Below are 24,402 nucleotides of genomic sequence, written 5' to 3'. Positions count from 1 at the left end.
GCGACCTCAATGGATGGTGGCCGCCCGGCTGTGGCTTGGTGTCACAAGCGAACGACAACGCCATGGGCGCGGTCACTTCTCTCTTCGCCAACATCCTTCAAAACATGGCGTCGTGGCTTTGGGCCTTCATCACTGGCGCCTTCTCAGTGTCGGACATCGACGACTCCCAATGGCTGTCGATAGAGGGGCTGACGAGCTGGTGGGTCGTCGTCATGATGACGCCCCTCGTCGTCGTGATGATCCTCCAAGTCTTATCGGGCCTGGTAAGCCAGCAGCCGAGACGGATTGGCCGTGCGATGCTCGGTGGCGCTGCCGCCATTCCACTTGTCGGTGCTGCAGTGTATCTCGTCCGGCAACTGACGCGGGCTAGCGACTTAGCCTCAGCCGCGCTGCTCGAATCGATTGGTTCGGACCCCTACCTCGTGTTCATGAGGCTTTTCGGATTTGAACGGGCACCAGAAGGAAGTGGTCGTGAATGGAACTTGGTCTCGCTGGCACCTGGGACGACAGTGGGCCCAGCCGGTGCCGTCGTCGTGACAGTGATGGCAGTTATTGTCGTGTGGATCCTTGCCTTCATCCTGATGTGCTCAATGATCTTCCGTTCCTTTGCGCTCGTCGTGTTAGCGGCCGTCGCGCCGGTGGCCCTGATGCTGCTGCCCTGGGACAAGACAAAATCCTGGGCACGCCGCTGGTGCGAGGTGGTCATTGCCCTGGTGTTGGCGAAACCCTTAGCAGCAACGGTCTTGGCCGTTGCGGTGAAGCTCTTTGCAGAGTCCAAGTCCTTTGCCGGATTGGCAGCCGGAACGGTGGGTATGGCGCTTGCCTGCGGCGCCCCTTTGATGGCCCTGCGATTGGTTAGCTTCGCTGGCGGGGAACTCGCGGCAGCGGCCCAAACGGCCGGCGGCGGCCATGTTCTGTCCCGCAGCAGTAGTGTGGCGGCTCGGCAGATCAGTAGGCAGACAGGGGGCCGCCTTACACTCGCGAGCCTGGTAAGTCGTTCTGCAATGACTCGCCCCATCAGCTCAAGCCGCAGTATTTTCCCGACTCAAGCGCTGGCACCCGCTGTCCGGTCCGGGATGCCGTCGAACCAAGGCGACGGGGGCCAATTGTCCCTGAAAAGCGGGCCCTCGACAGGAGCTCCGAACACCCTGCACTCACCAGGGTCGCAGCAGGGCTTGGTGCGCGTAGATCCTCAGGAAAAAGGCGGGCCTGCCCCAGCAAACGCGCGCCAGGCCTCACTCGGAGGCGCCGAACCGCGAGCGCATCCCAACGAAAGCGCACCGGACCCTTCGAGGGCGCGGCCTCCGAAACCCCAACCACCAAGAATCAACCCTCCGAACGGAGGAAACCCACATGTCTGAAGATGCTCGTGCTCTTGAGGCCGTCAAATTCCCGAGATACGAGCGCCGCGGGTTCTTCCTTGGCCTCAAGTGGTACCAGTTGCTGATAGTTGCAGGGGGCGGGGCAGTTGCCGTCGTTGCTTCTGCTAGTAGTGGGCCGGTTGGCCTTTTTTCCTCCGGCCCCCTCTGGCTTGGGCTTATGCTGCTCGGGCTCCTGCAGTATTCCCGCATCCCTTATCCGGTATGGGCGAAACAACTCGTTGTGTTCTTCTACCGGGCAACGGCAGGACAAACACGGTTCCTTGCAAAGCCCCAGGTTCCGCAACTTGCTGGTCGGCTCGCTCTTCCGGGCGGCCTCGGCAATCTGGAGATCAGAACAACGGCCAGTGGTGAGTGCTTCATGGTCGACCGCCCTGGCCGGGAGGCGATCGCGGTGTTGCGCTGCAGCACGAGGTCTTTTGCGCTCCTGGACGCAGACGACAAAGCGTGGGCTGTCCAAGCCTGGTCACGTGTGCAAGCCGGCATGGCCCAACGGCCAGGCGTGGCCAGGATCGCGGTCCAGGATTACACAGTGCCCTACCCGTCGTCGGCGCTCTGGGAATTTTACAAAGACAACGCCATGCCGGCACAGGCTGGCGAGAAGGCTGCGTGGGGACAACGCGCGTATGAGGACTTGCTCGGTGCAGCCGGATCAACCATGAGCCACGAACTCCTCGTAGCGGTTGTCCTGGACACGAGCAAAGCTCGACGACGGATCAGGGAGTCGGGTGGAGGACCGGTTGGCCTGGAACACGTCCTGCGGCTGGAAGTCGAGGCGATGAAAACGTCGCTCGGTACCCACAGCGTGAAGGTAGAAGAGTGGGTTCGTGAACCCGGACTGCTAAGCATCATCCGTGGGGCCTTCGATCCCGCTGCTTTGCCCGCCCCCAAAGCGCCGGTGGCGGCAGCCCCGCCGTCGGACGAACCGGCAAATAAGCAGACGGTCACCGTCCACCGACACGGGCCGATGGCCGTTGAGGAACACTGGACGTACCTGCGGACTGACACAGGGTTTCACCAAACTTTCTGGATCGCTGAATGGCCGCGTCAGAGAGCCTTCCCGGGCTTCCTGCATCCGCTGATCTATGTTGGCGAATTCCGGCACACATTCACCGAAGTCATCCGGGCAGTGCCTACCGCTGAAGCCCTCCGTGATATCCGCTCCGCCCAGGAAGCGCATGAGACCCGCCGTCGCATCAACGCCCGCTTCGACAGGCCTCTCACCCGCGAGCAAAAAGCCGAGGAAGAAGAAGTGATCCAGAGGGAGGAAGAGATCGTCGCCGGACATGGTGACGTCCGCCCGGCGGCCTACATCACCGTCACGGCGACCTCGCTGGAGGACCTGTCACGGCATCGCCAGGAACTTGAGTCCGCTGCGGCCGGAGCATTCGTTGAGCTACGGCTTCTCTACGGACAACAATGGGCCGCGTTTGTCGCCGGCGGCCTGCCGCTTGGAAGGGGACTGCGTTGAAACAGGCATTGAAAAGCTTCGAGTACCTGCCGTCGGGAAAGAACCGAACGGAACGGAAAGCGCGACGGCGGCCGGCACCACCCCCTGCAGCGTGGGCGAGTGCCACGGGCGGGGACAGGCCGTTCGACCCGCACGGGTTTCGCCTTGCTGGTGACTGGGGGAGCAACGAGCCGAACTCCCTGCGGGGTCCTCATCGGCTGCGCCCGGCGCCCCACCGGGCATCGACCATGACGTTTGCGGCCGCTTACCCGTTCCTTACAGAGTCGGGTCTGGGGCACGAGGGAACGTACATCGGCACGGACGTTTTCGGGTCCGGGGCCTTCTCCTACGATCCGTGGATCCTGTACGACAAGGGGATCATCAGCGGTCCGTCCATCGTTGTGATCGGGACGGTCGGCACCGGCAAGTCAATGTGCGGCAAGTCGCTGGTAACGCGGTCAATCACCCTGGGACGAAAGGCGGCTGTCGCGTCTGATCCCAAGGGCGAGTGGGTTGCTGTAGCGGCGGCTGTTGGCGGCAAGGTCATTTCCATCGGCCCGGGCCGCCCTGCAAGGGTGAATCCCCTCGACGCCGGTCCCCGTTCCACTGCCCTGACCGAGGCTCAGTGGCAAGCGGTGGTGAGGCAACGGCGTCGGTATCTCCTCGGGGCCTTGGTCTCGCTCATGCGGCAAGGCACGCCCCTTCGGCCCGTGGAGCACACCGCCTTGGACATCGCCCTCATGGAAACCATGGCCGAGAACTCGAACCCGACTCTGCCCATGGTGCTGGACCACCTCCTCAAACCGTCGAAGGAGATGACCGCCCTGGTCGGTACAGACGGAGCAACCGCCGTCAGCCATTCCCTGAGACGTACCGTGTCCGGTGATCTTGAAGGAATGTTCGATGCTCCATCCACTGTGGCCTTCGACGCTGACGCTCCGATGATGGTGATGGACACCTCAGCGCTAATAGGGGCGTCGGAGCAGGCCCTCTCGTTGGCCGCGGCCTGCGGCGCCACGTGGTTGGAAGCCGCGATCACCAATCCCGACGGCGGGAAGCGGCTTGTGGTGTACGACGAGGGGTGGCGGATGCTCGCAGACCCGTACATGTTGGCCAAGATGAGCGAACAGTGGCGACTCGCCAGAACCTACGGGATCGCAAACCTGCTCATCATGCACAAGGTCGCCGACCTCAACGAGATCGGTGACAGCACGAGTGGACACAGACAGAAAGCACTGGGCTTGCTGACCGAGGCTGACACAAGGGTCATTTACCGGCAAAAGCACGATGCGATGCGCCTGACCAAGGAAGCGCTCGGCCTGACCGAAGCGGAGTGCGAGCATGTCGAGAACCTTCCGAAGGGCGTCGGTCTCTGGAAAGTGGGCAACCGCTCCTTCATCGTTGCCAACCGAGTGACCACTGACGAGCTCGCTGTTTTCGGGACCGACGACAGGATGCTGTGAGACGGCCAGTGAGCTCGCGGGCGGCAAGCGACAACCCATTGGTCACCGCAGGCCTTGTCGGCGCGGCAGCCTATGTATGTCTTTGCGCAGTGGTGCAGGCTGCAGCACATGTGGCTGGATCCTTGCAGTGCGGCACCATGCCGCCGTCGCCCTTCAACCCTGCGGCCGCCGTCGGACTAATCGCCAACAGAATGGAATGGATCGTTGTTCGCCGAGCTGATTGTGTGCTCGGCACAGACAGCGTCTGGTGGGTCCTGGCCCCGGCTCTCCTTCTGGTTGGAGCGCTCGCCGTCGGTGCGGTGGTCCTTTGGCGGCGATGGAAGCAATCAGGCGGCTGGCTGCGCCAAGACATCCTGAACCGCGACGGCGTTGCCCGCCGTGCGGAGATTCTTCACGACTTTGGGGCGAGGGCCGTACGGAAAAGAGGGAAGTTCACGCGTCCGGGACTCGCAAACCCTTCCGTGCAGGACGTGTCGTGGACCCTGGGCCGCTCGCGCGGTGTCACCGTCCATGTGTCCACGGAAGAGTCGATGGTGATTCAAGGTGCTCCGCGATCCGGGAAGGGGCTTTATGTGGTCATCAACGCCATCCTTGATGCGCCGGGTGCTGTGGTCACGACATCAACGCGCGCGGATAACCTCGTTGTGACGATGAAGGCACGGGCATCCGGAGGCCGGCCCGTCACCGTTTTTGATCCACAGGGTATGTCAGGACTTCCGTCGTCGCTTCGCTGGTCACCTGTACGCGGGTGCGAGGACCCGGACATCGCTACCCGGCGGGCGTTGGTCATCACCGCGGACACTGAGATGAAGGGCGAGAACGCAGCGTGGCAGAAGCGCTCGCTGATAGTACTTCAGTGTCTGCTGCATGCTGCAGCGTTGTGCGGCGAGGGAGTGACGGCTTTCCGGCGCTGGTCTTCCAGCCCTATACTCGCGCGGGAAGCGCTGGAGGTGCTGAGCCGGCCGGGGGCTGCACTTGGCTGGCAGGCCGACCTAATGGGCATCCTGGAAGATGACCCGCGGAATACGTCCAATTCGTGGATTGGGGTTTCGGCGGCGGTGGCTCCACTGTCTTCGCCCAAAGTGCTCGCTGCACTGAATCCGCAGGACGAGTCGGAAGAGTTCGATCCCAAGGCCTTCATCCGGGACCGGGGGACTCTCTACCTGATTGGCACTAGAGCCGGGGCTGCAGCTGCAGGACCATACCTATCCGCACTGATCGATGACATCGACAACGCAGCGCGGGAAATGGCCTTCGTATCACCCGGGGGCCGGTTGGATCCGCCGCTTTCTCTGGTCCTCGACGAGATCGCCAATCTGGCACCATGGCCTGGACTCCCGGTTGCGCTGTCCGACGGCGGCGGAATCGGGATCTCAACACTGGTGGTTCTGCAGTCCCTATCCCAGGCCCGGTCGGGTTGGTCCATAGACGAGGCATCGACCATTTGGGACTCCGCCATCATCAAGGTGATCTTTGGCGGCGGATCCGACGAACGGGACCTGCGCTCACTCGCAGGGTTGCTGGGGGAGCGGAGCCTCACCCTCACCACCCGGTCCTGGTCCTCGCAGGGCCGGCAGGACGGTGAGCAGATACGCGAAAGTCCGGTGATCGCCCTGGATGAGATTCGACGCCTGCCCGTGGGCACTGCGCTCATGCTCGGCCGACGCACCCGGCCCATCCTGTTGGACCTGCTTGAGTGGCACAAACGAAAGGACGCAGGGGAGCTCCGCCGCCTGAAGGCAGAAATGGAACGGGTATTGGCTGCCGGGCACAGGGAACGTCAGCAAAAGGCCGAAGGAGCACCGGATGCGGAGCAATAACGACACTGACGAATTCGATGTGCCGTCCTCGGGTTCCTTCGGAGATGACGAGATCACCGCACAGTTATTCAGATCGGCTTTTTCTCCAGCTGCGGGCTCCAAGACGGTGACCCGCCGTTGGCGGGAGATGACGCCAGAGCAGTCGCAGGACGCGTGGAATTCTCTTTTCTCGTGGGTGAGGTGGCTTGTGGCGACGTACCAACTGACGACGTCGGTCGTTCCGGACTGCTGGTGGCGTCACCCCGAGACGGTGGCCGAGCTATATGCGCTGCAGCGCGCGGAGCTTGCGTCCTACACGCCGGATGATCCGGGCTTCGGCCCGCTCGCCTTTCATGAAAGGCTCCCGCACGCCGTCGAACGCCTGAGGACCCATACCAGGACTGCAGGATGCGTTGGGCTGCAGCTGCACAAGGAACCGTCAGTGAGGATTCTGGCTAACGACGACCCTGCCTTTCTCGAGTGGTGTAAGGCCGCTCATCAGCTGGTTCCTGACTTCTGAGTCATGTCGCTCGTGCGTCACACAACCATGAACTGATGTCTACGCAGCAATGCTGCGGTCCAAGAAGCATGAAGGGTGGCTGTCGTGGCCGCTAGATCTGAAGTTCCGTCCGCCATCCCGTCTGCCCAGAACACTGCTCTGGAAGGACCGGGCGCTCGTGGCATGGCACCGGAGGAACGCATTACCGCCTTGATGGATGGCCTGCATTCAATTCTGGAGCAGGCGGTTGAGTCGCCATCGCATTGGCAGGTTTTGCTCGACGCTTCCGCCACCCTGTGGCGCTACTCTGGTGGGAATGTTGCCTTGCTGATGATGCAGATGGCACAGCGAGGGACCGATGAGCCGACGCTGGTCGCGGGCTACAAGGAATGGGAACGACACGGCCGCACGGTCCTCCGGGGTGAGCATGCACTGTGGGTTATTGCGCCCAGGACTGCCCGCGTTCAGCAGATGCTTTTGCCTGATGGCACCCGTCAGCGCGTCCCCTTGGGCGATAAGCTTCCCAGCGGCGCGGTGGATGAGGGGAAGAAGACCCTCATTACGGGTTGGCGCGGCCAAGCGGTCTTCGACGTTTCCCAGACCCAGGGCGCTCCGCTGCTGGTTCCGAGACCAGCTGATCATTCGCCTGTGGAGGTGCCTCAGCTGTGGGAAGCATTGGCTGGAGTTGCCCGCGCGCATGGTTTTTCCATCCACGTCACTGACGCACAATACGGACTAACGAGCGGCTTCACCGACTTCGTTCAGCGCCAGGTGCAGGTGGGCGGGTGGCTAAGCGCTGAGGAACGAATTGCCGTGCTGGCCCATGAGCTTGGGCATGTTCTGCTGCATGGTCCGAACGACAATGTGGGCAAGCTGTATGGGAGCAGCGTGGACCACCGCGGCTTGGCTGAAGTCGAAGCTGAGTCAGTTGCGTACACCGTGCTTAAAGCGCACGGAATTGATCGAGGTCCACAGTCAGCGAGCTACCTATCCGGCTGGGCTGACGCAGTTATTGATGCGGGGCATTCAGCCGCGGGTAACGACTCCTCCGGGAGACAACCTGCTTCGCGAGTGGACATAGCGAAGTCAGTCCTGGGGCGGGTCACGGCAGCCGCAAAGCAAATCCTTGAAGTAACTGATCCTCCGGGTACCGGTGGAAAGGTTCCGGTGGCTGAGGTCTCTCCCGGGGTCCATGGACAGGAGACCTATGCGGGCTTGGAGCAGCCGGGCGAGCCGTCCCGTGGCTTGGAGATCTCGGGCCCCTAGGGCATCCACCAACTGTTGGACGGGAGAGCCCCGTCTACGAATGAAAGGGCAGAAGATATGAGCACCAAGATTCCGGTCAACATTGTTGGCAATCTCGTTGCGGACCCCGAGCTCACCTACGGTGAGTCCGGGGTAGCGCATACCAGACTGCGCGTAGCGGTGAACCAGCGGATTCAGGGAGCAGACGGAAGCTGGCACGACGGAGACCCGGTCTTCCACAACGTCTCCGCGTTCCGGGCGCTCGCAGAGAACGCTTCGAACTCCCTCAAGAAGGGGGACCCGGTAACGGTGTCGGGTGAACTCGAGTTCCGCGCGTTCGAAAAGGACGGTGAGCGGCGGGAAGCCCGTCGGATTGTTGCTGAAACGATCGGTCCTGACCTTCGGTTCGGGACAGCCGCTTACCAGCGCTCCCCACGCGCGGCAGCCAGCCCGGAAGCTGCGGTTGACGCGGGTCTGCAAGCGGCGCCTGAAGCGGCTCAACCTGCTTACAGCATTGCTACGAAAGGTCCGGTGGCCGCACCCCCTTTAGGCGGGCCGGCGCGGGCTGACATAAGCATGTAGCTGACTGCTGCTGGCAGTGTGATGGCCTGGTCCTCATTGGACCAGGCCATCACTTTGTCAACGCTCCACATGTACGCTCAGACGCTTTCGGCCGCCGCTTTAGGACAGCCGGCGGAATTGTCCAGGCTTCACCTGCACCAGGATCGGCAGCGCGAGCTGGACCGGTGCGGCGCCGACCGGTTTGTCGAGAAGATCGTTGATCGACGTCTGTCCTCTCAGCTCCCCTGAGGGATCTCTTTCCATGCCCACGACCCTAGGCACGACCGCGAGCCTTGCGTTTCTTCGACACGCACGGCGCTACCCGATGATTACCTGAACGTCGCCGGGATGGCTGCCGACTACAGCGCACTGCTGCCCTTCCACTCATCAGGCTTTACACGCCTGATGCTCGAGGAATGCGCCCAACCCATGTGGTATTTGCCGGAAGTATCCAGCCACTCGATGAGGCCGTACTTGTGGGTCCACCCGACGGCTTTGCCGTAAATTCCGCTGACGTACACAAGCGGACGCCCATACTTCGGGAAATCCCGGATGGGTGCCGGGTCGTCTATCGGCCGGCTTGCTTCGGCGTCCATGCGAATCATCATTCGCTCGACATCTTGAGGGGAGCCGGACTTGATCATGAAGCTATTTTAGAACATACGTTCGAATGTTTGTATCGCCGGAGCGTCGTAACAGTAGATGCCGCTTAGGGGCTCCTGCCTTCGGCGGGTGCCCAAGCTAAGCAGTCGGCGGCTCGAATGAAATACGTCTCAGGCCAGGGTGTGCTCGGCATTACTTGAGTGGGGTCGGGGGCGATGAGCAGGACGGATCCTGGCCAAAGTGGTTCGGGTAGTGCTTCTATCCAGGCACGCTGAACGTGGTTGAAGCGGTTCCACATGATGGTGACCCACGCGCCGGTGGGTTGTATCGCGTCGACGCTGAGAAGGGTCACCTCTGTCGTGGTCCCGCTGGCCAGCTTAGCGTTGTCAAAGGATCGCCATCTGTTGGTTGCGTTAGCCAGCCAGGTCCGCCGTCGGGCGGATCTTTTCCCCCATAACAGCGCCAGCACTAGAACAGTTGCCAGCAACAAGCTGCCAACGATGACCTTCATGACGAGAGGAAGTTCCGTGGCAGCCAAAGCTACGAATGAGAAGGCACAGACTATGAAGACAACCGCGCTGACTATCACTAGTCCGGTTGTCGCTACCTTGGGTCTTACCGCCGGATTGACGACCATTCGCATTACCTCCCTACCAGATTAGAGCTGCCAGCCGGCACCTGTAAGGACGACTTGCTGAGAAAGGGCTGAACCCACAGGTGAGTCGTCCAGTTGAGCGGTGCCACGGCGATGAGCATTGATAATTGCTGCGTTGATTCGTTCACGCTGGCCCCGTTGTTCCCATTCGTAATCCGCGGGAGACGGACCCAGGGGGAGGGGAGAATCCGGCAGCGCCCACCTGTCGCGAAAGACGGCAACGTCACGGACCAGCTGCCAAGTTTCGCCGCTGGTGCTATCTCCGACGGCTTCGAGCAAAGCACGTTTCCACTCAGGATCGGCTGTCAGCGCTGCCATGCTCACGGTCTCCGTCCTTTGGGAGATACGGATCCTGACCTGCTGAATCATCGACGCCAAGTCAGGGCGCGGAATGGTGAGCTTTTCAACCAGAGGTTCCTCAACCGCCGTCGTCCTTCCTTTCATGAACTGGCGTAAGCGCACGCTGAGGACGGCGCAGCGATCATTGGCACTGCTAGTTTCTTGGCAGAACTGGCTCAGTATGCGCTCGCTACGCTGCCGGCTGACGGCTGTGGCTTTCCGCCATGCCGCGACAGCTGCACCCCACGACGGAGATTGTTCGAATTCCGGTGAGGCACCAGGGGCTTGTTCGTCCAACTGCTGCCTAAGATCCAGTCCTGCCGCGATCTGCGCGAGGTAGTCATACTCCGCGTAAAGCCGCTCAAGGCTGTCCGCCTTCCTAAGCTCCGCGTCATGAATCTCGTGGGCGGTACGCTCAGCGCCTTCCGCAGCGAGTACCTCGCCGAGGATTTCCCGCCACGACAGCTCCTGGGACGGGTCGACGGCAGGATGGTCGGCGTCGTCACCTTCGCTGACGTACGCAAAGTTACCGGAACGGCCACGCGTCATGCTCACATACAGCAGCTCGCGGGTGAGCCGGCCCTGGGTGACTACCGTGTGGCCGGTGTCTACGGTAATGCCCTGGGAACGGTGGGCTGTGGTCGCGTAGCCCAGCTCGACGGATATCTCCAGATACGTCCGGGGGAGTAGGACGCTCGCGCCTGTGTCCCGCCGCCGCGCGAGCAGGGAACCGTCACGCCGACTGATGCCTTCGACGTCGAACAGCGTTCCATTCCGCACGAAAGCACCGCTGCTGTCCACGAGCTTCCGGTCATTTCCCCGGGCGATGATGGCGTCACCGGAACCCGCACGTAAGCCATCGCTGAGCAACACCGTCTGATCGGGATCAACCTCACCCCGCGCCACTCGATCCGCCTGCGCCCGTTCATTGAGCATGCTGACCGTTTCGTTGTCGGCGGCGATGAGGATGGACGACTTTCCTGCCCGGGTATCGGCCTGCCACGCGAGGTACGCCTTGTCAGCCATATCCAGGTAGCTACCGTGCTGGATCCTTCCATGGTGTGCGTAGTCGGATATAGCTGCGTAGTCACCCTTCCGAAGCTTCAGCGATGCTGTGCGCTCCCACTCCTCATGGAATCTCCAGATCGTGCTCAGCCGTGTTGCCTTCCCTTGCCGGTCCAGCCAGCCAAGAACGCCGCCGGCGTCGATGGCGTCCAGCTGCGCGGGGTCGCCGACCAGGAGGATCTTCGCGCCGGCTTCCTGGGCTTGCTGTACGAGAGCTGCGAGTTGGAATGTCGAGACCATTGACGCTTCATCAACGATGATGAGTTGATTCGCATGGAAGCACCAGCGTTGCTGGGTGGCAGCGAGCTGCGCAGCCTCCTGCGCTAATGCGATGCTCCAGCCCTCGCCGACGTGCGCATTGGCCAGTTGCGTCTGGACGCTGAAGAAGCGTCCGGCCCTTGAGTTTGCGCCTTGACCCGCCGATTCATGCAGCCACTTGGTGACATTCTCGGTTGCCATGGCGAGTTCCCGGCCCAGCACTTCGGCGCTGGCAGCTGCCGGGGCGAGGCCAACAACGCTGCCGGCGCCGTACTCCGCTTCCCATAATGCCTTCACTGCACTCAGCGTGGTCGTCTTTCCCGTGCCCGCTGGCCCCACGATGGCGTCGAGTCTGTGGCCGCTCAGGACTACGTCGGCAACGGCGGCACGCTGGTCAAAGTGAAGCACTCGGCTCTCTGGCTGTTGGACTTGGTCAAGGAGATCCATGATGACGTGTGCGCGGACTGCCGGGCCGCCGTCGTCGTTCCTTGCTGCCATGACCGCGTCCTCACAGGCGAGCGTGGACGTATCGGTGTAGAGGCGCGATCCGTGGAAGTCGAAGACGCTTCTTGGTCCATGCCGGACATCTGCCTCGGCATGGGCGGGGACGGTGTAGCGGTAATCGTTCAGAGGCACGGACTGCTGCTCGGCTGCGGTGGCGACGGCGTCCATGAGCGTGCTCCTGTCCGCCGCCGTGCGGCAACGCACCTGGGCGCAGACGCGTTCGGCTTCCGCAAGGAGATTCCAGCGGTTCCAGGTGGAGCGTTTGTGGGCGACCCGCTCACGGGTCAGGGACGCGACGGCGCAGATCCAGTCAGAGGTGAAGTCAGGGAAGCCAAAGGGGGCGATTCTGGAGCGGTTGATCGTTGCCGCGATAACGTCGTCCGGTGGGAATCCTCTGGCGGTGGCGCGCGCCTTCCATTCTCTGGACAGCTCATGCAGGGGCGTGGGGAGCTCGGACTTGGGGACGCGTGTGGCCAGGGTCGCTTGCTGCCGCAGCTTGATGACCGTTGCTGTGCTTGGCGGATGGCCGTGTTCCGTTGTCCACTCCGCGACGAGGCGGTCTGTTTCCACGTTGATCAGCCGGGACCGGTTCGAGAACTCGCGGATGAGGGCGTCGTCGATCCCGGTGAGCTGCTGGCTGGGATTGCCCGTATTGACGACGAGACGGCGGATGTCCGTGTCGCTGCCAAGTTTCCTGTGGAGGGCGTCAAAGAGGAGTCCGTTGTAGTGTTCGCTGGCGGCGACGGCGGCCTTGTATAGCGTGCGGGAGTCAAGGGTGACCCAAGCTCCGTCGGTGATGCGCTGGATGCGGTTGGCGATAACAAGGTGGGTGTGGAGTTGCGGGTCGCCGGTGCGGGATTCCCAGTGGTCGAAGGCGGTGGCGATGGCGCCCCTTGTGCCGACATGGGCGACGCCGTTTCGTCCGGCGCGCGTGTGGATGACTTGCTCTTCCAGCCATGCGAGGGTTGCTTCCACTGCTTCGTGGTGCACGCGGAGGATCAGGTCCTGCGTGCTGCGAGGGCTGAGCGCCCAGAGGACTGACACTGATTTCGGCACGCTGAAGGTGAGGTCGAAACCTACGACGGCGTGCCTCACCGTTGGTGGGCCGGTTTTGTTTTCGACGGCGGTGGGTTGGCTGTGCGGGCGGCCCAGCGGTGTGCTGGTGTCCGGATGTGCGGCTAAGTCGAAGATTGCCTTCGCGTCTGTTTCGGTGACGACGTCGCCGGCACTTCTGTTGATGCCTGATAGTCCGCTGCCGATCCATCGGCCTTCGGGCGTCCCGGCTTTCGTGTAGTAGGTGGTGGCGTCCGAGGGAGCGGCGGTGAGGTCATCCATCATCGTGGTCTTGAACAGGTAGTGCAGACCTGATTGTGCCGAGAGGCGTGCGATGGACATCGTCATGGCCGCGCCGCTTTTGCCTGGTGCTTGGATGGATGCCATCCGCGGCGGTTGAGGATGTCCAGCGTTGCGGGGTCCAGGGCGACGCCTTTTGCGTTTGCAAGCGAGACCAGCCATGCTGCGAGATGCGCGAGATCCTGCACGTTGGTCCGTTGCGCACGCTTCAGCCGGGCTACTTCGAGCTGGAGGACATTGTTGCTTTGACGCTGCTCGGAGTTCTCGGCCTCAAGCCGATCAATCTCACAGGACTGGGTGCGGAGCTTGGACTGGAGAATCTCGACCCGGCGCTGGCAGATCTTTGTCCTAGTTATCAGTTTGCGCCTCAGAGCCTTCAGCTCGTCCTTGGGAACTACGGCTCCGGGGTCAGCCTCTACCGACACGGCGGGACGGCGGGAAGTTCGACGTATACGGTCCCGTTTCCTGTTGCCGCAACGGATCGAACAGAACCGCTGACTCTTACGGGAAGGCTCGAAAGCTGCCGCGCACTCTTCGCAAATCTTAACAGTCACGATGGTTCATCAGACGTGGGCCCGGTTTCGACATGACCAGACGTGAGCTGTCCTCACGCTGATGACCTTGGATGCCAGAGGTGTGAAGAGTTGATGCGGTGATTGAACGTGGCAGAGGAGGGAGTACACGGAGTTGTGCGCCCTGCCACGGGTCGTGGGCAAGGTTGCTGCCCGTTGGTTCGAACCGGCTGCGGTCGAAGGAGAGGAAACGGCTGTTGCATGAGAACTGGTGGCTAAAGGGTCGCAGGCTCACGGCAAGTACCCTATATCCGGCCAACGTCAATTGTGGCTGGAAGTCGACTAGTAACAGTCCACCGTGTCCGGTCTGGGTCTATGAGTTCTTCGAGTCATTGTCAGCAAACTAGAGATCGCGCTCTAATCTTGACAGGTTGCTCATGGCTGCCTGACGTCAGGTTGGGTGGGCCCTACCAGGGCAGGACTACTCAGGGCCGACTCGCTGCAGCGCTCAGCCGATATTCCCTCCGCCTCAGGTGGAGGCCGTAGCCCTCAGTGAACCGTCAGGGCAACTTGGTTGGGACGGCTACCGGAGAAGTAGATTTTATGCCACGCGGTACACGTGATCTTGCCGGATAGTTCTTGGGGTACGACCCATACTTCGTAGTCGTGAGCAGCTTCGAATATCTGTCGGGGTTGAATCCCCTCGGCTGCGATCCAGAGGGCGGAGGAGTCGGGCATGACGTTGTCCACGACGCCGATTCTTATAGTCTGGCCGTGTTGTCAAATTTCAACGAGCGCCTTGATGAGGTGGGTCCAGTCTTCCTGGTTGTACGAATTCGTGGCTGCTCTCACTGGCTTAGTGGCGCAGGCTTCCCGCGCCACTAAACCGAAGCTGTTGGATAAGCGAGAAAGGCCTAACTGACTGCCATCTCGCCCAACTTCGACCAGCCGTCGACCCGTACGTTGACGATGTCCGGCGTAGCCGAGAGGTAGGCGGGAAGTTCGGTAGTGGCCTTCTTGAAATGGTGCGACTGCACGTGTGTAGTCCCGGACTCGTCGTCGCGGAAGGCCTCGACCAGCACGTAGGTGTTGGGTTCTTCAAGGGAGCGTGACCACTCGAAGAAAAGGCATCCTTCTTCTGCGTTTGTGGCGGTGGTGAAATCTTTGGTGATATCGGCCCAATTATCGGCATGTTCAGGTTTTACGGGGAATTTTGCGGTTATGAAAATCACTTTGGGTCCTCTGATAAGGAGTTATAAACACTGCCTGGTGAATCAGGCTGTAAGCGGACGGGACTATGCGGGTCGTCTGTTGGAGATGGGGGAGGGGTTTCGTGACGAGAGCCTGGATGGGGTCGCCGAGGAAGGCTGAAAGCCATCCCAGGGCGGCTCCGATGATGAGGGAGACTGTGGTGGGCCAGAACGACAGTTGTGTTCCGAAGAATGCGGCTGTCCCTGCGAAGGCGCCGGGGATGAACGATAGTGGTGCCCAATCTGCCTGGAGACACATTGCCAGGGCCGCGATCCCAACGCCAATGGCGAGTACGCCGGGGAACTGCACCGCGCGGCGGTTAGAATTGCTAGCAACTCCCCCAGGGTGTTCGTTGTCAGGGCACGAGGATGGCCCGGCCGCGCACTTTGCCAGCGTCGAGGTCGCTGATGGCCTGTTGGAAGTCATCGAGAGCGTATTTCTGGGTATGTAGGGTGACGGCACCGCGTGCCGCCAGGGCCATCAGGTCCTGGAGATCGTTGTAGGAGCCGACAAGATTACCGATGATGTTGATCTCGGCCGAAACAATGTCGATGGTGGGAACATTGATGTTCTCGCCGTAGCCCACCACGTAGTAATCCCCAGCCTGGCGGAGCATGGCGACGCCCTGGGCGGTTGCGCCTCCTTCGCCGACAAAGTCAATGAGCGCCTCCGCTCCTTTGCCATTGGTCAGCGAAAGAACTTGCTCGACCTGGGTGCCGTCGGCAAGGACGCCTTCATGCGCCCCGATTTCCTTGGCGAGGTCCAGGGCGGCAGGGTTGCGGTCGACGACGATGATGCGTGCGGGTGTGAGTGCCGTGAGGACTTGGATCCCGATGTGTCCCAGTCCGCCCGCGCCGATGATGACGCAGGTGTCCCGCGGGGTCAACCGCTTGGCTGCTTTAGCGGCCGCGTGATAAGCGGTCAGGCCTGCGTCTGCCAGCGCCGCGACGTCGGCGGGCTCCAGGGAGTCGTCAATTTTTACGACAGATCGGGCGGATGTCAGAAGGTATTCTGCGTACCCGCCGCTGGTGTCGATGCCTGGGAACTTGCTCTGCTCGCAGTGCACGTCGTCCCCGGAACGGCAGGCGCGGCAAAGACCGCAGGTGATGAGGGGGTGCAGGATGACCTTGTCGCCTTCCTGCACGTTGGTGACGGCGCTGCCGACCGCGTGCACCCATCCGGCGTTCTCGTGGCCGATGGTGTAGGGCAGGTGAACCTGGGATTTTTCGGCCCATTGTCCCTCGAGAATGTGCAGGTCAGTGCGGCAAACGCCGGCGCCGCCGATTCTGACCACGACGTCGAACGGGCCGGTGACTACAGGAGCCGGGACTTCTGCCATTTTCAGGCCTTCGTGGTAGCCGATCACCTGGACGGCTCGCATGGTGCTCATGAGTGAATTTCCTTGACTCTAAGTGGAAGTAGTTCGTGGTGGTCTTTGGCCTCGGCGCCATCGGGCCGTGCGCTCTGGTCCGCGCCGGAGCCCTCATAGCGTGTCCGCAGCAGACCCCGGCAAAAATGCGCGTTCCCGTCAATGGAAATGCGGGTCGAGCGCGCCCGGCGCAGTGCCATCGGAACGGCATCAGGGGGATAAGGGTGCCCTTCGTGGTTAACCAGGACAATCGAATCCGCCGCCTCGGGCAAGCCAAGCGCTGCCCGTCGGCGCAGCAGTGCATCCTTGTTCCTTCCAGCCGGAAGGTCCCAGAGACGAACTGTTCCCATCTGCGTTTCCGCGAGTTGGGGGTTGGCGCGAAGGAGGTCGGTGAGGCAGCGTTCCATTGCAGCGGTGTGGGCCTTGCGGCGGAACGTCCAGCGCAGCTCTTCCAGGCTGTCCTCAGCCTCGTGCAGGAAGGTGCCGCGGTACCCTGCGTCTGCGGCGAGCCCGGCATTGATGAGGTCGGAGTCGTGATGGTCGTCCAGTTCGACGATCACGTGTTTCACCGCCGGCAGCGCCGCGATGGCGTCCTTGCTGTCGGATGCCATGAGGTAGGCGAAATTGGGCGAGCAGAAGGAGGTGGGCAACCGCAGGTGTACTTCCACGGAGGCGCCGTCGACGCCGGCCCGGACCTGAAGGGAACGGATGAAGCCAAGGTCGGTGATCGGCTCGTCCAGTTCCGGATCGATCACGGAGTCCAAAGCACTGCGGATGGCCTCCTCGGTTACTTCCATGCGGGTTTCAGCTGCAGGATCGACACTTAGGGCTGTCACCGGACGCCTGCCAGATCTGCGCGTTCGGGCTGCCGTGGTCCTGTCTTTGTCTCGTTCGCATCAGGGAGTTGGAGCTCTGCAGGTAGGGGGATGTCGTACATCTTCGCGGCGTTCAGTCCCAGAATTTTTTTCTTCTGGGCAGTGGTGAGTGGGGCGTATTCGGTCATGTCTTCCGGGATCTGGAAGTCGACGAAACGCTCGATGAGCCAGCGGGGTGTCCACAGGGCATAGTCGCTGGAGAACTGGATGCGGTCCTCTCCGATCCAGTAGATAAGCTCGCCGATGATCTGGGCGAAGTACCGCGGACGGGTGTGCATGAAAGGCATGGCCACGGCCAAGCCGCCGTGAACGTTGGGTTCCTGGGTAGCAATCCAGCAGAAGTCTTCGAGGCGGGGCAGGCCGACGTGTTCCACGATGAAATTCAGGTCAGTGAAGTCGGATGCGGCGTGGTCGATGTCTGCGACGTCGAAGGCGTCACGGTCCAGAGGGCGGATGGTGGGCCCCTTGTGGACGTGGATGTTTTTGATGCCCAGCTTTCGGCATTCCTCGAAGTACCGGTAGGACCAAGGGTCCGAGAGCTTGTAGCCGCGGGATTCGCCGTGCCACTCGGCGGTGTAGAGCTTGACTCCCTTGAAGCCCATCTTTTCGTGGTCGGCGCGCAACCGATCAAGGCCTGCCTCTCCGTGGCGGGGGTCGTAGCAATGGTTGTACGTCAGCTTGTCCGGGTTCGAGGCGGCGAGGCCGTAGGCCTCCTCAACCTGCGCAAATCCATTCTTGTAGAACGCGCCAAGATAGGCCGGCTGGAAGATTGCATGGTCGACGTAGCCGTCCTCGAACAGGTCCTTCATGAGCCGTGCGCCGCCCTGGTAGAGGTATTCCTCGTAGGACCACTGTTCCTCCTCGGGGGAGAGGTTGCGGTGGTAGTCGTAGAAGCAATCGATGAACTGCTTTCCATGGATATTCCGCTGGTTCTCAGGGCGGGCATCCCACAAGGCGATGTGGGCGTCGACAATGAAATAGTTTTCCCCGTTTTTGCTGTACATGTCTGGTCTCCTTCTCGCGACTGCCGTAGTCGCGACACCATCGAGGCTAGGCCGGGAAAACATTTGTCAACATGTGCTGCGTGTCTCATTTTGAGACGGCTCTCTTCGGACTGGCATCTCGAAACGACGTAATCTCGAAGTATCGAAACGAGGAGGACGGCGATGATGCCGAACAAGGACGAGGCGATTGCCAGGCTGCCGCGCGATCCGGACGCCGGCCAGCTTGTCACCCCCGCCAAGCGCCTGCTTGCTTCGTGGCAGCGAAGCGAGGAATACGGGGTCTCACCCGACGAAGTGGATCCGATGTGGGCTGGCTCGGCAGAGACCGACTCCCTGTTTTTCCAGTGCGGCCAGGAAGTGCTCACTGGTCTCTACACCACATTGGCGAACGAGCCTCTCAGCCTCATGCTCACCGATGCCGAGGGCTTGCTCCTGAACAGGTTCAGCGGAGACACGTCCCTTTTACGGGCGCTCGATAAGGTTCATCTTGCTCCGGGGTTCGCGTTTTCCGAACGGGATGCAGGCACCAACGGGATGGGCCTCGCGCTGGCCGACCGCATCCCCACCCTCGTCCGCGCGGAGGAACACTACAGTGCCAGCCTCCGGACCTACACTTGCGCTGCCGTACCGGTCTTCGATCCGGTCACTGGGTTGCTGGAAGGCAGCGTCAACATCACCACATGGTCCCGCTCGTCCCCCCAGCTGCTGCTGGCGTTGGCCGAATCAGCGGCCGGCAACACTTCCGCCCTAATGCTCGCGAGGTCACAGGGCCGTAAGGAAAAAGCCGGACCAAAGGGCGGCGTCTTCCGCATCCAGAGGGGCAAGCTCGAACCGGCGGCCGGAACCGTGCGCAGGATGTCCTCGGCCTGGACAAACGCCCTCGACCAGGCGACCCACGCCCTTGCTTCCGGACGGGTTGTTGCCGCCATAGGCGAGCAGGGTACGGGGCGAGCAACCCTGCTGACCCAAGCAATGAGGCAGGTTCACCCGGGCAGTCGCATCCTCTCAGCTGCCGCCCCCGCCCCCGGTGACGTCGAGGCGTGGCTGTCACTGTGGACCCCCGAACTGGCCAAACCAGCAACCGCGGTCATCGTCGAAAACGTCGACCTGTTGCCCGCCTGGGCTGCGCAAGAACTCCACTCCCAGGCCCTCCGCGCACTGAGTTCACTTCCTGTTTCCCGGAGCGGAAGCGCGCCGACGCTCGCATGGGCCGTCACTGCCGAGAGGCTCGACGGCATCCCGCATCCCTTGGCGGGGATGCTCGACACAGTGGTTTCCGTTCCGGCGCTGCGTGAGCGTCGTGACGACATCCTGCACCTGGCCAGATACGCCGCTCGCCAAACCCGCATGAGAGAAATCAACTTTACGACCGCTGCAGAAAAGGCACTGATGGTCCATGACTGGCCGGAAAACATAGACGAACTTTTCACCGTTATCCACGCTGCCGCTGTTCAGACAGAGACCATCGACGTCAGCCATCTACCCGCTTACCTCCTGGGCCGGCGCCATCTTCAGCTGAGCCGGATCGAATCTGTCGAACGTGACGAAATCGTCCGGTGTCTCTCCATGCCAGGAGCCACGGTAAGCGGGGCGGCAGCAGAACTCGGCATCAGCAGAGCGACCATCTACCGGCGCATGGCCAGGCTAGGCATCACAATTCCGAGATAAAAGGTCTGGCACCCGTTTCTTACGTTTCGAAAGGAGAGCATGTTACCCAGTGGTGCTTTCTTAGATCGCCCGTTGTGCCTGCCGTCTTCTTGGGCAATAGAACCACAAGAGCAGTAGTCCCTCATTTGACCACGGGTGCCACAACAATTTGGGAGCGGTGAGACTCCCTGCTCCCGGACGGACGTGTCAACCCGGGGGAAATGATTTCTTTCAACCACTACGCACGCGGGCGCCGTCGTCGACTCGTTCTACAAGTGTCTTGCCGACATATACCCCCGCCGAACCTGCATTGTTGCGGCTCCCTGCCTAGGTTTCAACTACCCTCATCGGCTCTGCCGGATAACGCGTCAGGGACGCGTCTACCGCATCAGGCGCTTCTCTGCGAGGTCTTTCCAAATATCTGTGTTGATGTCATCCGGTAATTAAGGTCACCCGTGAGTTCCTGCGGCGTGACCCATACTTGATGACCTTGGGCCGCTTCAAACATCCGACGAGGATGGGTAGCGTCGGCCGCTATCCATACGGCGGAAGAGTCGGGCATCGCGTCTTCCACTAGACCGGTTCTGATCACTTGCCCGTTGTGGCGGATCTCAACCAGTGCGTTAATCAGTAGGTTCCATTCGACATGTTTGCGTGGCGTGGCGCGGTTCAGTGTCATCTAACTTCCGTTTCTTGGCAGTAAGAGGTGGCAGCGGCCGAAACCGCTGCCACCTGGGACTGGAAGGGGTGCCGTCTCGGAGGTGACGGCTGCCCTATATTTTGGCGGGAGATCTGACGTACGGCCTTTTCCCTACTGACCCGAGTGGGCCACGGATCTAGGTACTGAGCGCCTTGATTTCCAGGAAAGCGCAGACCTGGTTCTCAGATATTGTTCGCGTGCATTTGGGGGGCTTTCTGAGTGGATGAGACCGGCGCATACTCGCGCGGTGAGGTGAGGGTGCCGATGGTGCTGATGAGGCCGACGGCGCCGATATATGCGACAAGGAGCCAGGGTGACCCGCCTGCGGTTGCGATCAGGAAGCCGGCCAGCAGGGGCAGTGGTGCACCAAATGCCATGCCTGAGAACTGGAATCCGGTGGACATACCTGACAGGCGTACGTTCGGAGGGAAGAGGCCTGCGAAGAACGAGGCTTGTGCGCCGAAGGCAAGCCCGTGCACCAGGGGGAACAGGATTGCGATGCCTAGGATGAGTGCGGCGATATTGCCGGTGTCGGTCAGCGGGAATATCGCCGCAAAGACTACGATTCCTGCTGCGCAGGCGGTCAGGTAGATTCGCTTGGCTCCGAACCGGTCGGCCAGCAGACCGCCGGCGAGGATAGCGAAGAAATCCACCACAGCGGCGAGGGCTACGACCGCTAGCACGGTAGTGCGCTCGAAGGATCCGTGCTTGGTGGCGTAGTCGAGGATGAAGGTGGTTGCGGTGAAGAAGGTGACGTTGACGATGGCTTGTCCCAGAAACACGGTGAGGACTGCGCGGGGGTGGCGGCGGAGAGCCTCGAGCATGGGGAATCGTACGATCTCGCCGTTCTTGGCCGCTTCCTTGAAATCCTCGCTCTCGGGCAGGCGGCGTCGGATGTACTGACCCACGACGACGAACACGAGGGTGAGGAGGAAGGGGACGCGCCAGCCCCAGCTGAGGAGCTGATCCTCGGGGAGCATGTAGAAGAGGAGGGATACGCCGGAGGAAAGAAATAGTCCCATAGGCACGCCCATTTGTGGGAAGGCGCCGAAGAGGCCGCGTTTGCCGGGAGGGGCGTTTTCAACGGCGGTTACGGTGGCGGCGCCCCATTCGCCTCCGCAGGCCAGGCCTTGGAGGAACCTGAGGATGACAAGGCCGATGGGCGCCCAGACCCCGATGGCCCCGGCATCGGGGAGCAGTCCAATTGCCGTGGTGGCTGTACCCATAAGGATGAGTGTGACCAGCATGATGTTCTTGCGGCCCAGCCTGTCCCCGAGGTGCGAGAAGATGATTCCGCCGAGTGGCCGGGCAAACCATGCAGTAGCGAACGTAGCGAATGACAGGAGCGTACCGGTGGCTGGGTCAACGCCGGGGAAGAAGATCCGGTTGAAGACGAGGGCGGCGGCTATGCCGAAGACGTAGAAGTCATACCATTCGATTCCGGCGCCGACCATGGTGCCGAGGGCAGTTGCGCGGTTCTTCTCGCGCTGGGTAAGGGTGGAGCTCACTGTTGTTCTCCTTTGAACCGTGGATCCTGGAGGAAGGGGAGCGGCCACTCCCGTTGAAGTGGCCGCTCTTGAATTGGAAGATCTGACTTGTTTAGGGCCAGTTGGATTACGAGAAGAGCTGTTTTATCTCGCCTAGTCCCTCAATGGTGCTGACGAGTTCTTCGCCTTTGCGCAGGTAGCGTTTGGGGTTTCTACCGAAACCGACGCCGTCAGGAGTTCCCGTGAAGATCAGATCCCCGGGCGTCAGTTCAACGACGGACGACAGGTGCTCCACCAGAGTGGGGATGTCGAAGATCAGGTTTGCGGTTGATCCGTCCTGGAGCACTTCCTCGCCGACAGTGCAGCGCATCTTTAGCTGTCCAGGGTCCGCCACTTCGTCGGAGGTCGTCATCCAAGGCCCCACCGGAGCAAAGCCGGCATAGGACTTTCCGAGGGAGAATTGTGGTGATGAGCTTGCAGCGAACTGCAGAGCTCGGTCTGACAGGTCCTGTCCCACCGCGTAACCGGCTATATGGTCCAAGGCGTCTGCTTTGGAGATGTTGCGGCCCCCGCGCCCAATAATGGCGACGAGTTCAATTTCCCAATCGACGCTGTCGGAGGGCAGTTTGACTGCCTTTCGTGCCCCTGACAGTGACGTGGCGAACTTGGTAAAAACGGCCGGAACCTCGGGAGCTGCGATCGAGACCTCTTCGGCGTGGGCCTGGTAGTTCATGCCGATAGCGAAGATTTGGCGGGGGTGGGTGATTGGGCTTTCCAGTGATTGCCATGAAACCGGGAAGATATCGGAGTCAAAGTCATGGTCTTTCACCCAAGTCCGGAGCTCGTCGAGATGGGGCAGCAGTTCACGTGTGTTGGACGGGAATTTTCCGTTTGACCATTTTTCGATGTCGACGCCTTGCAGTTCCTGGCCATTTTCGATGATCAGGGTGGCACGGTCGTCGATAGATGCGATGCGCATTCAGAATCCTTTGACTGTATGAGGGACGGCTGCGGGCTTAGGCCTTGGCCATGGAGTCCTGGAGGCAGCGAAGGTGATACAGGGCTGATTCCTTGTTGATTTCAACCATGTCGTAGGTGATGATCTGGTCCTTCTCGACGTCGCGGGTCAGCTTTGCGTTCGTGAGCAGTCCGAGGGGAACCACGTTTTCCTGTTTGCATGTCTCGTAGTCGTCCACCAGGGAATACACGGCGAAACCGCCGGCGCCGTCGATGGTCTCGCCCTTCTTGAGGGGCTTCTTGGCGGCTGCGAAGACTTCCGACACCAGACCGTATTTGGGGAACACGGTGGGTTCGCCGAAATCGACCGCTTGGACAATGGAGAGCGGGATTTCGTTGGTAACCAGGTGGTAGGGGGTGTACATGACGTAGTAGCCGTTGTCGCCGTAAACGTCCAGGTAGTCCAGGTCCTCGCGGATCTGCTCATTGTCGGTGTAGATGACCATGAAGACCCCGGGGGTGACCGGCCGGAAAAAGTCGATGCTGCCGTCCTCGTTTTTGAGGGGGCGGGCATAGTCAATGACACCGGTGCCATTGAGCTCACCGCCTTCGGCCTTGGGGCGGAAGAACCGGCAGATTTCCTCGACACCGGCCACGGGGCCATGCATGCCGCGGACATCTGCGCGGAGCCCCGTGTAATTCGAGACGGCCGCCATCTCGATCATGGTCTTGGTGGCGTCCCTGAAGGTCACGAGGAAGTGCGGGTTGATTTTCAGACGCTCTGCATCCGCCCGCACGCTGTCCGGGGTGGCGTAGCGGTCGTATTCGCCAATGCTGGAGGGGGACTTGCCGGTGGCAATGACCTTGAATCCCAAGGACGTGTAGCGGTCGTAGAGTTCGCCGATCAGTCCAGGCTCATCGCCGGAGGACACCGTGTACACGACTCCGCTGCGGTCGGCCATTGAGGTGAGGATCGGACCAACCACGACGTCTGTCTCCACGTTGAGCATGACGACGTGGATGTGGTTGAGGATTGCCTGCATTGCCACCTCGGCGCCGACTTCGGGCACTCCGGTTGACTCGACAATGACGTCGACCCCGATCTCGAGCAGCAGCCGCCAATCGTTGGTGACGATGCGCTGTCCCTGGCCGATCAGGCGCTTGGCTTCCGCTGCTTCATTGCATACGCTGACGAGCTGGGACTTTACTTCGGACTTTTCGAACGCCTCAACTGCACGATCGGTGTTGATGTCGGCGATGGCGGTGACCTCCATGCCGGCCATCTGTCCGATCTGACAGATGGCTCCGGTACCCATCCTGCCTGAACCGACGAATCCCACACGGATCGGGTTGCCTTGGGCGGCACGGGCTGCGAGCTTATTCTTCAACAGTGCTGACATGGTGCTTGGTCTTTCTCTTGGTGGTTC

The 24,402-nt window shown here is 61.4% G+C and carries 22 protein-coding genes; 8 read left to right on the top strand and 14 right to left on the bottom strand.

The genetic code is table 11. The features are described 5' to 3' along the window. The first annotated feature begins 38 nt into the window (after window positions 1–38). From ACZ9BC_RS14840 to ACZ9BC_RS14810, 7 genes are all read left to right on the top strand, one after another. The gene (locus tag ACZ9BC_RS14840) at window positions 39–1,361 is read left to right on the top strand and encodes a proline-rich domain-containing protein (protein WP_476246608.1); all 1,323 of its coding nucleotides are present in this window, start codon (window positions 39–41) and stop codon (window positions 1,359–1,361) included. After that, complete coding sequence (locus tag ACZ9BC_RS14835; protein ID WP_476246607.1) at window positions 1,354–2,850, top strand: SCO6880 family protein; 1,497 nt, start codon at window positions 1,354–1,356, stop codon at window positions 2,848–2,850. The genes ACZ9BC_RS14840 and ACZ9BC_RS14835 overlap by 8 nt, the downstream gene beginning before the upstream one ends. 227 nt (window positions 2,851–3,077) lie before the next feature. Next, window positions 3,078–4,292 (top strand): ATP-binding protein, encoded by a 1,215-nt coding sequence (locus ACZ9BC_RS14830; RefSeq protein WP_156642152.1) that lies wholly within the window; start codon window positions 3,078–3,080, stop codon window positions 4,290–4,292. Window positions 4,293–4,516: 224 nt separating this feature from the next. Further along, window positions 4,517–6,112 (top strand): type IV secretory system conjugative DNA transfer family protein, encoded by a 1,596-nt coding sequence (locus ACZ9BC_RS14825; RefSeq protein WP_476246606.1) that lies wholly within the window; start codon window positions 4,517–4,519, stop codon window positions 6,110–6,112. Next, window positions 6,099–6,611 carry a hypothetical protein gene (locus ACZ9BC_RS14820; protein ID WP_476246605.1) on the top strand — a complete coding sequence of 171 codons (513 nt, stop codon included), beginning with the start codon at window positions 6,099–6,101 and terminating at the stop codon, window positions 6,609–6,611. Before ACZ9BC_RS14825 ends, ACZ9BC_RS14820 begins: the two co-directional genes overlap by 14 nt. A 162-nt stretch (window positions 6,612–6,773) precedes the next feature. Further along, window positions 6,774–7,856, top strand: a complete 1,083-nt coding sequence (locus ACZ9BC_RS14815; protein WP_476246604.1) for an ArdC-like ssDNA-binding domain-containing protein — start codon at window positions 6,774–6,776, stop codon at window positions 7,854–7,856. A 57-nt stretch (window positions 7,857–7,913) separates the two neighbouring features. Next, window positions 7,914–8,417: a single-stranded DNA-binding protein gene (locus tag ACZ9BC_RS14810; RefSeq protein ID WP_476246603.1), complete on the top strand. Its 504-nt coding sequence runs from the start codon at window positions 7,914–7,916 to the stop codon at window positions 8,415–8,417. A 99-nt stretch (window positions 8,418–8,516) separates the two neighbouring features. Here the strand turns inward: ACZ9BC_RS14810 and ACZ9BC_RS14805 are convergent, their stop codons facing one another. The 10 genes from ACZ9BC_RS14805 to ACZ9BC_RS14760 form a co-directional block, all read right to left on the bottom strand. After that, window positions 8,517–8,660, bottom strand: coding sequence for a hypothetical protein (locus tag ACZ9BC_RS14805; protein WP_421093343.1), 144 nt, complete (start codon window positions 8,658–8,660; stop codon window positions 8,517–8,519). A 95-nt stretch (window positions 8,661–8,755) separates the two neighbouring features. Then, on the bottom strand, window positions 8,756–9,040 hold the full coding sequence (locus ACZ9BC_RS14800) for a hypothetical protein (RefSeq protein ID WP_476246602.1): 285 nt from the start codon (window positions 9,038–9,040) through the stop codon (window positions 8,756–8,758). Between the two features lie 65 nt (window positions 9,041–9,105). Then, window positions 9,106–9,636, bottom strand: a complete 531-nt coding sequence (locus ACZ9BC_RS14795; protein ID WP_476246601.1) for a hypothetical protein — start codon at window positions 9,634–9,636, stop codon at window positions 9,106–9,108. Window positions 9,637–9,657: 21 nt separating this feature from the next. After that, complete coding sequence (gene mobF / locus ACZ9BC_RS14790; RefSeq protein ID WP_476246600.1) at window positions 9,658–13,221, bottom strand: MobF family relaxase; 3,564 nt, start codon at window positions 13,219–13,221, stop codon at window positions 9,658–9,660. Then, the gene (locus ACZ9BC_RS14785; RefSeq protein ID WP_476246599.1) at window positions 13,218–13,598 is read right to left on the bottom strand and encodes a hypothetical protein; all 381 of its coding nucleotides are present in this window, start codon (window positions 13,596–13,598) and stop codon (window positions 13,218–13,220) included. The genes mobF and ACZ9BC_RS14785 overlap by 4 nt, the downstream gene beginning before the upstream one ends. Window positions 13,599–14,599: 1,001 nt before the next feature. Beyond that, window positions 14,600–14,917 carry a putative quinol monooxygenase gene (locus ACZ9BC_RS14780; protein WP_476246598.1) on the bottom strand — a complete coding sequence of 106 codons (318 nt, stop codon included), beginning with the start codon at window positions 14,915–14,917 and terminating at the stop codon, window positions 14,600–14,602. After that, window positions 14,880–15,362 (bottom strand): DUF1097 domain-containing protein, encoded by a 483-nt coding sequence (locus ACZ9BC_RS14775; protein WP_476246597.1) that lies wholly within the window; start codon window positions 15,360–15,362, stop codon window positions 14,880–14,882. The genes ACZ9BC_RS14780 and ACZ9BC_RS14775 overlap by 38 nt, the downstream gene beginning before the upstream one ends. Beyond that, the gene (locus ACZ9BC_RS14770; protein WP_476246596.1) at window positions 15,292–16,326 is read right to left on the bottom strand and encodes an NAD(P)-dependent alcohol dehydrogenase; all 1,035 of its coding nucleotides are present in this window, start codon (window positions 16,324–16,326) and stop codon (window positions 15,292–15,294) included. Before ACZ9BC_RS14770 ends, ACZ9BC_RS14775 begins: the two co-directional genes overlap by 71 nt. Then, the gene (locus tag ACZ9BC_RS14765; RefSeq protein ID WP_476246595.1) at window positions 16,323–17,102 is read right to left on the bottom strand and encodes an iron-sulfur cluster assembly protein; all 780 of its coding nucleotides are present in this window, start codon (window positions 17,100–17,102) and stop codon (window positions 16,323–16,325) included. Before ACZ9BC_RS14765 ends, ACZ9BC_RS14770 begins: the two co-directional genes overlap by 4 nt. 35 nt (window positions 17,103–17,137) lie before the next feature. Further along, complete coding sequence (locus tag ACZ9BC_RS14760; protein WP_476246594.1) at window positions 17,138–18,184, bottom strand: amidohydrolase family protein; 1,047 nt, start codon at window positions 18,182–18,184, stop codon at window positions 17,138–17,140. Between the two features lie 162 nt (window positions 18,185–18,346). Here ACZ9BC_RS14760 and ACZ9BC_RS14755 point away from each other — a divergent pair, with 162 nt between their 5' ends. After that, window positions 18,347–19,852, top strand: coding sequence for an AAA-type ATPase lid domain-containing protein (locus ACZ9BC_RS14755; RefSeq protein WP_476246593.1), 1,506 nt, complete (start codon window positions 18,347–18,349; stop codon window positions 19,850–19,852). 367 nt (window positions 19,853–20,219) lie between these two features. On the opposite strand, the gene ACZ9BC_RS14750 is transcribed toward ACZ9BC_RS14755, so the two are convergent. The 4 genes from ACZ9BC_RS14750 to ACZ9BC_RS14735 all read right to left on the bottom strand — a co-directional run bounded on the left by ACZ9BC_RS14750 (window position 20,220) and on the right by ACZ9BC_RS14735 (window position 24,375). Then, window positions 20,220–20,510: a hypothetical protein gene (locus ACZ9BC_RS14750; RefSeq protein WP_476246592.1), complete on the bottom strand. Its 291-nt coding sequence runs from the start codon at window positions 20,508–20,510 to the stop codon at window positions 20,220–20,222. A 203-nt stretch (window positions 20,511–20,713) separates the two neighbouring features. After that, window positions 20,714–22,039, bottom strand: coding sequence for an MFS transporter (locus tag ACZ9BC_RS14745; protein ID WP_476246591.1), 1,326 nt, complete (start codon window positions 22,037–22,039; stop codon window positions 20,714–20,716). Window positions 22,040–22,145: 106 nt separating this feature from the next. Further along, on the bottom strand, window positions 22,146–22,997 hold the full coding sequence (locus ACZ9BC_RS14740) for a fumarylacetoacetate hydrolase family protein (RefSeq protein ID WP_476246590.1): 852 nt from the start codon (window positions 22,995–22,997) through the stop codon (window positions 22,146–22,148). Between the two features lie 37 nt (window positions 22,998–23,034). Next, on the bottom strand, window positions 23,035–24,375 hold the full coding sequence (locus ACZ9BC_RS14735) for an NAD(P)H-dependent oxidoreductase (protein ID WP_476246589.1): 1,341 nt from the start codon (window positions 24,373–24,375) through the stop codon (window positions 23,035–23,037). Between the last annotated feature and the right edge of the window lie 27 nt (window positions 24,376–24,402).

It is taken from the genome of Pseudarthrobacter sp. TE3704 (assembly GCF_056279405.1).
This window is presented reverse-complemented; position numbering and strand designations above follow the sequence as displayed.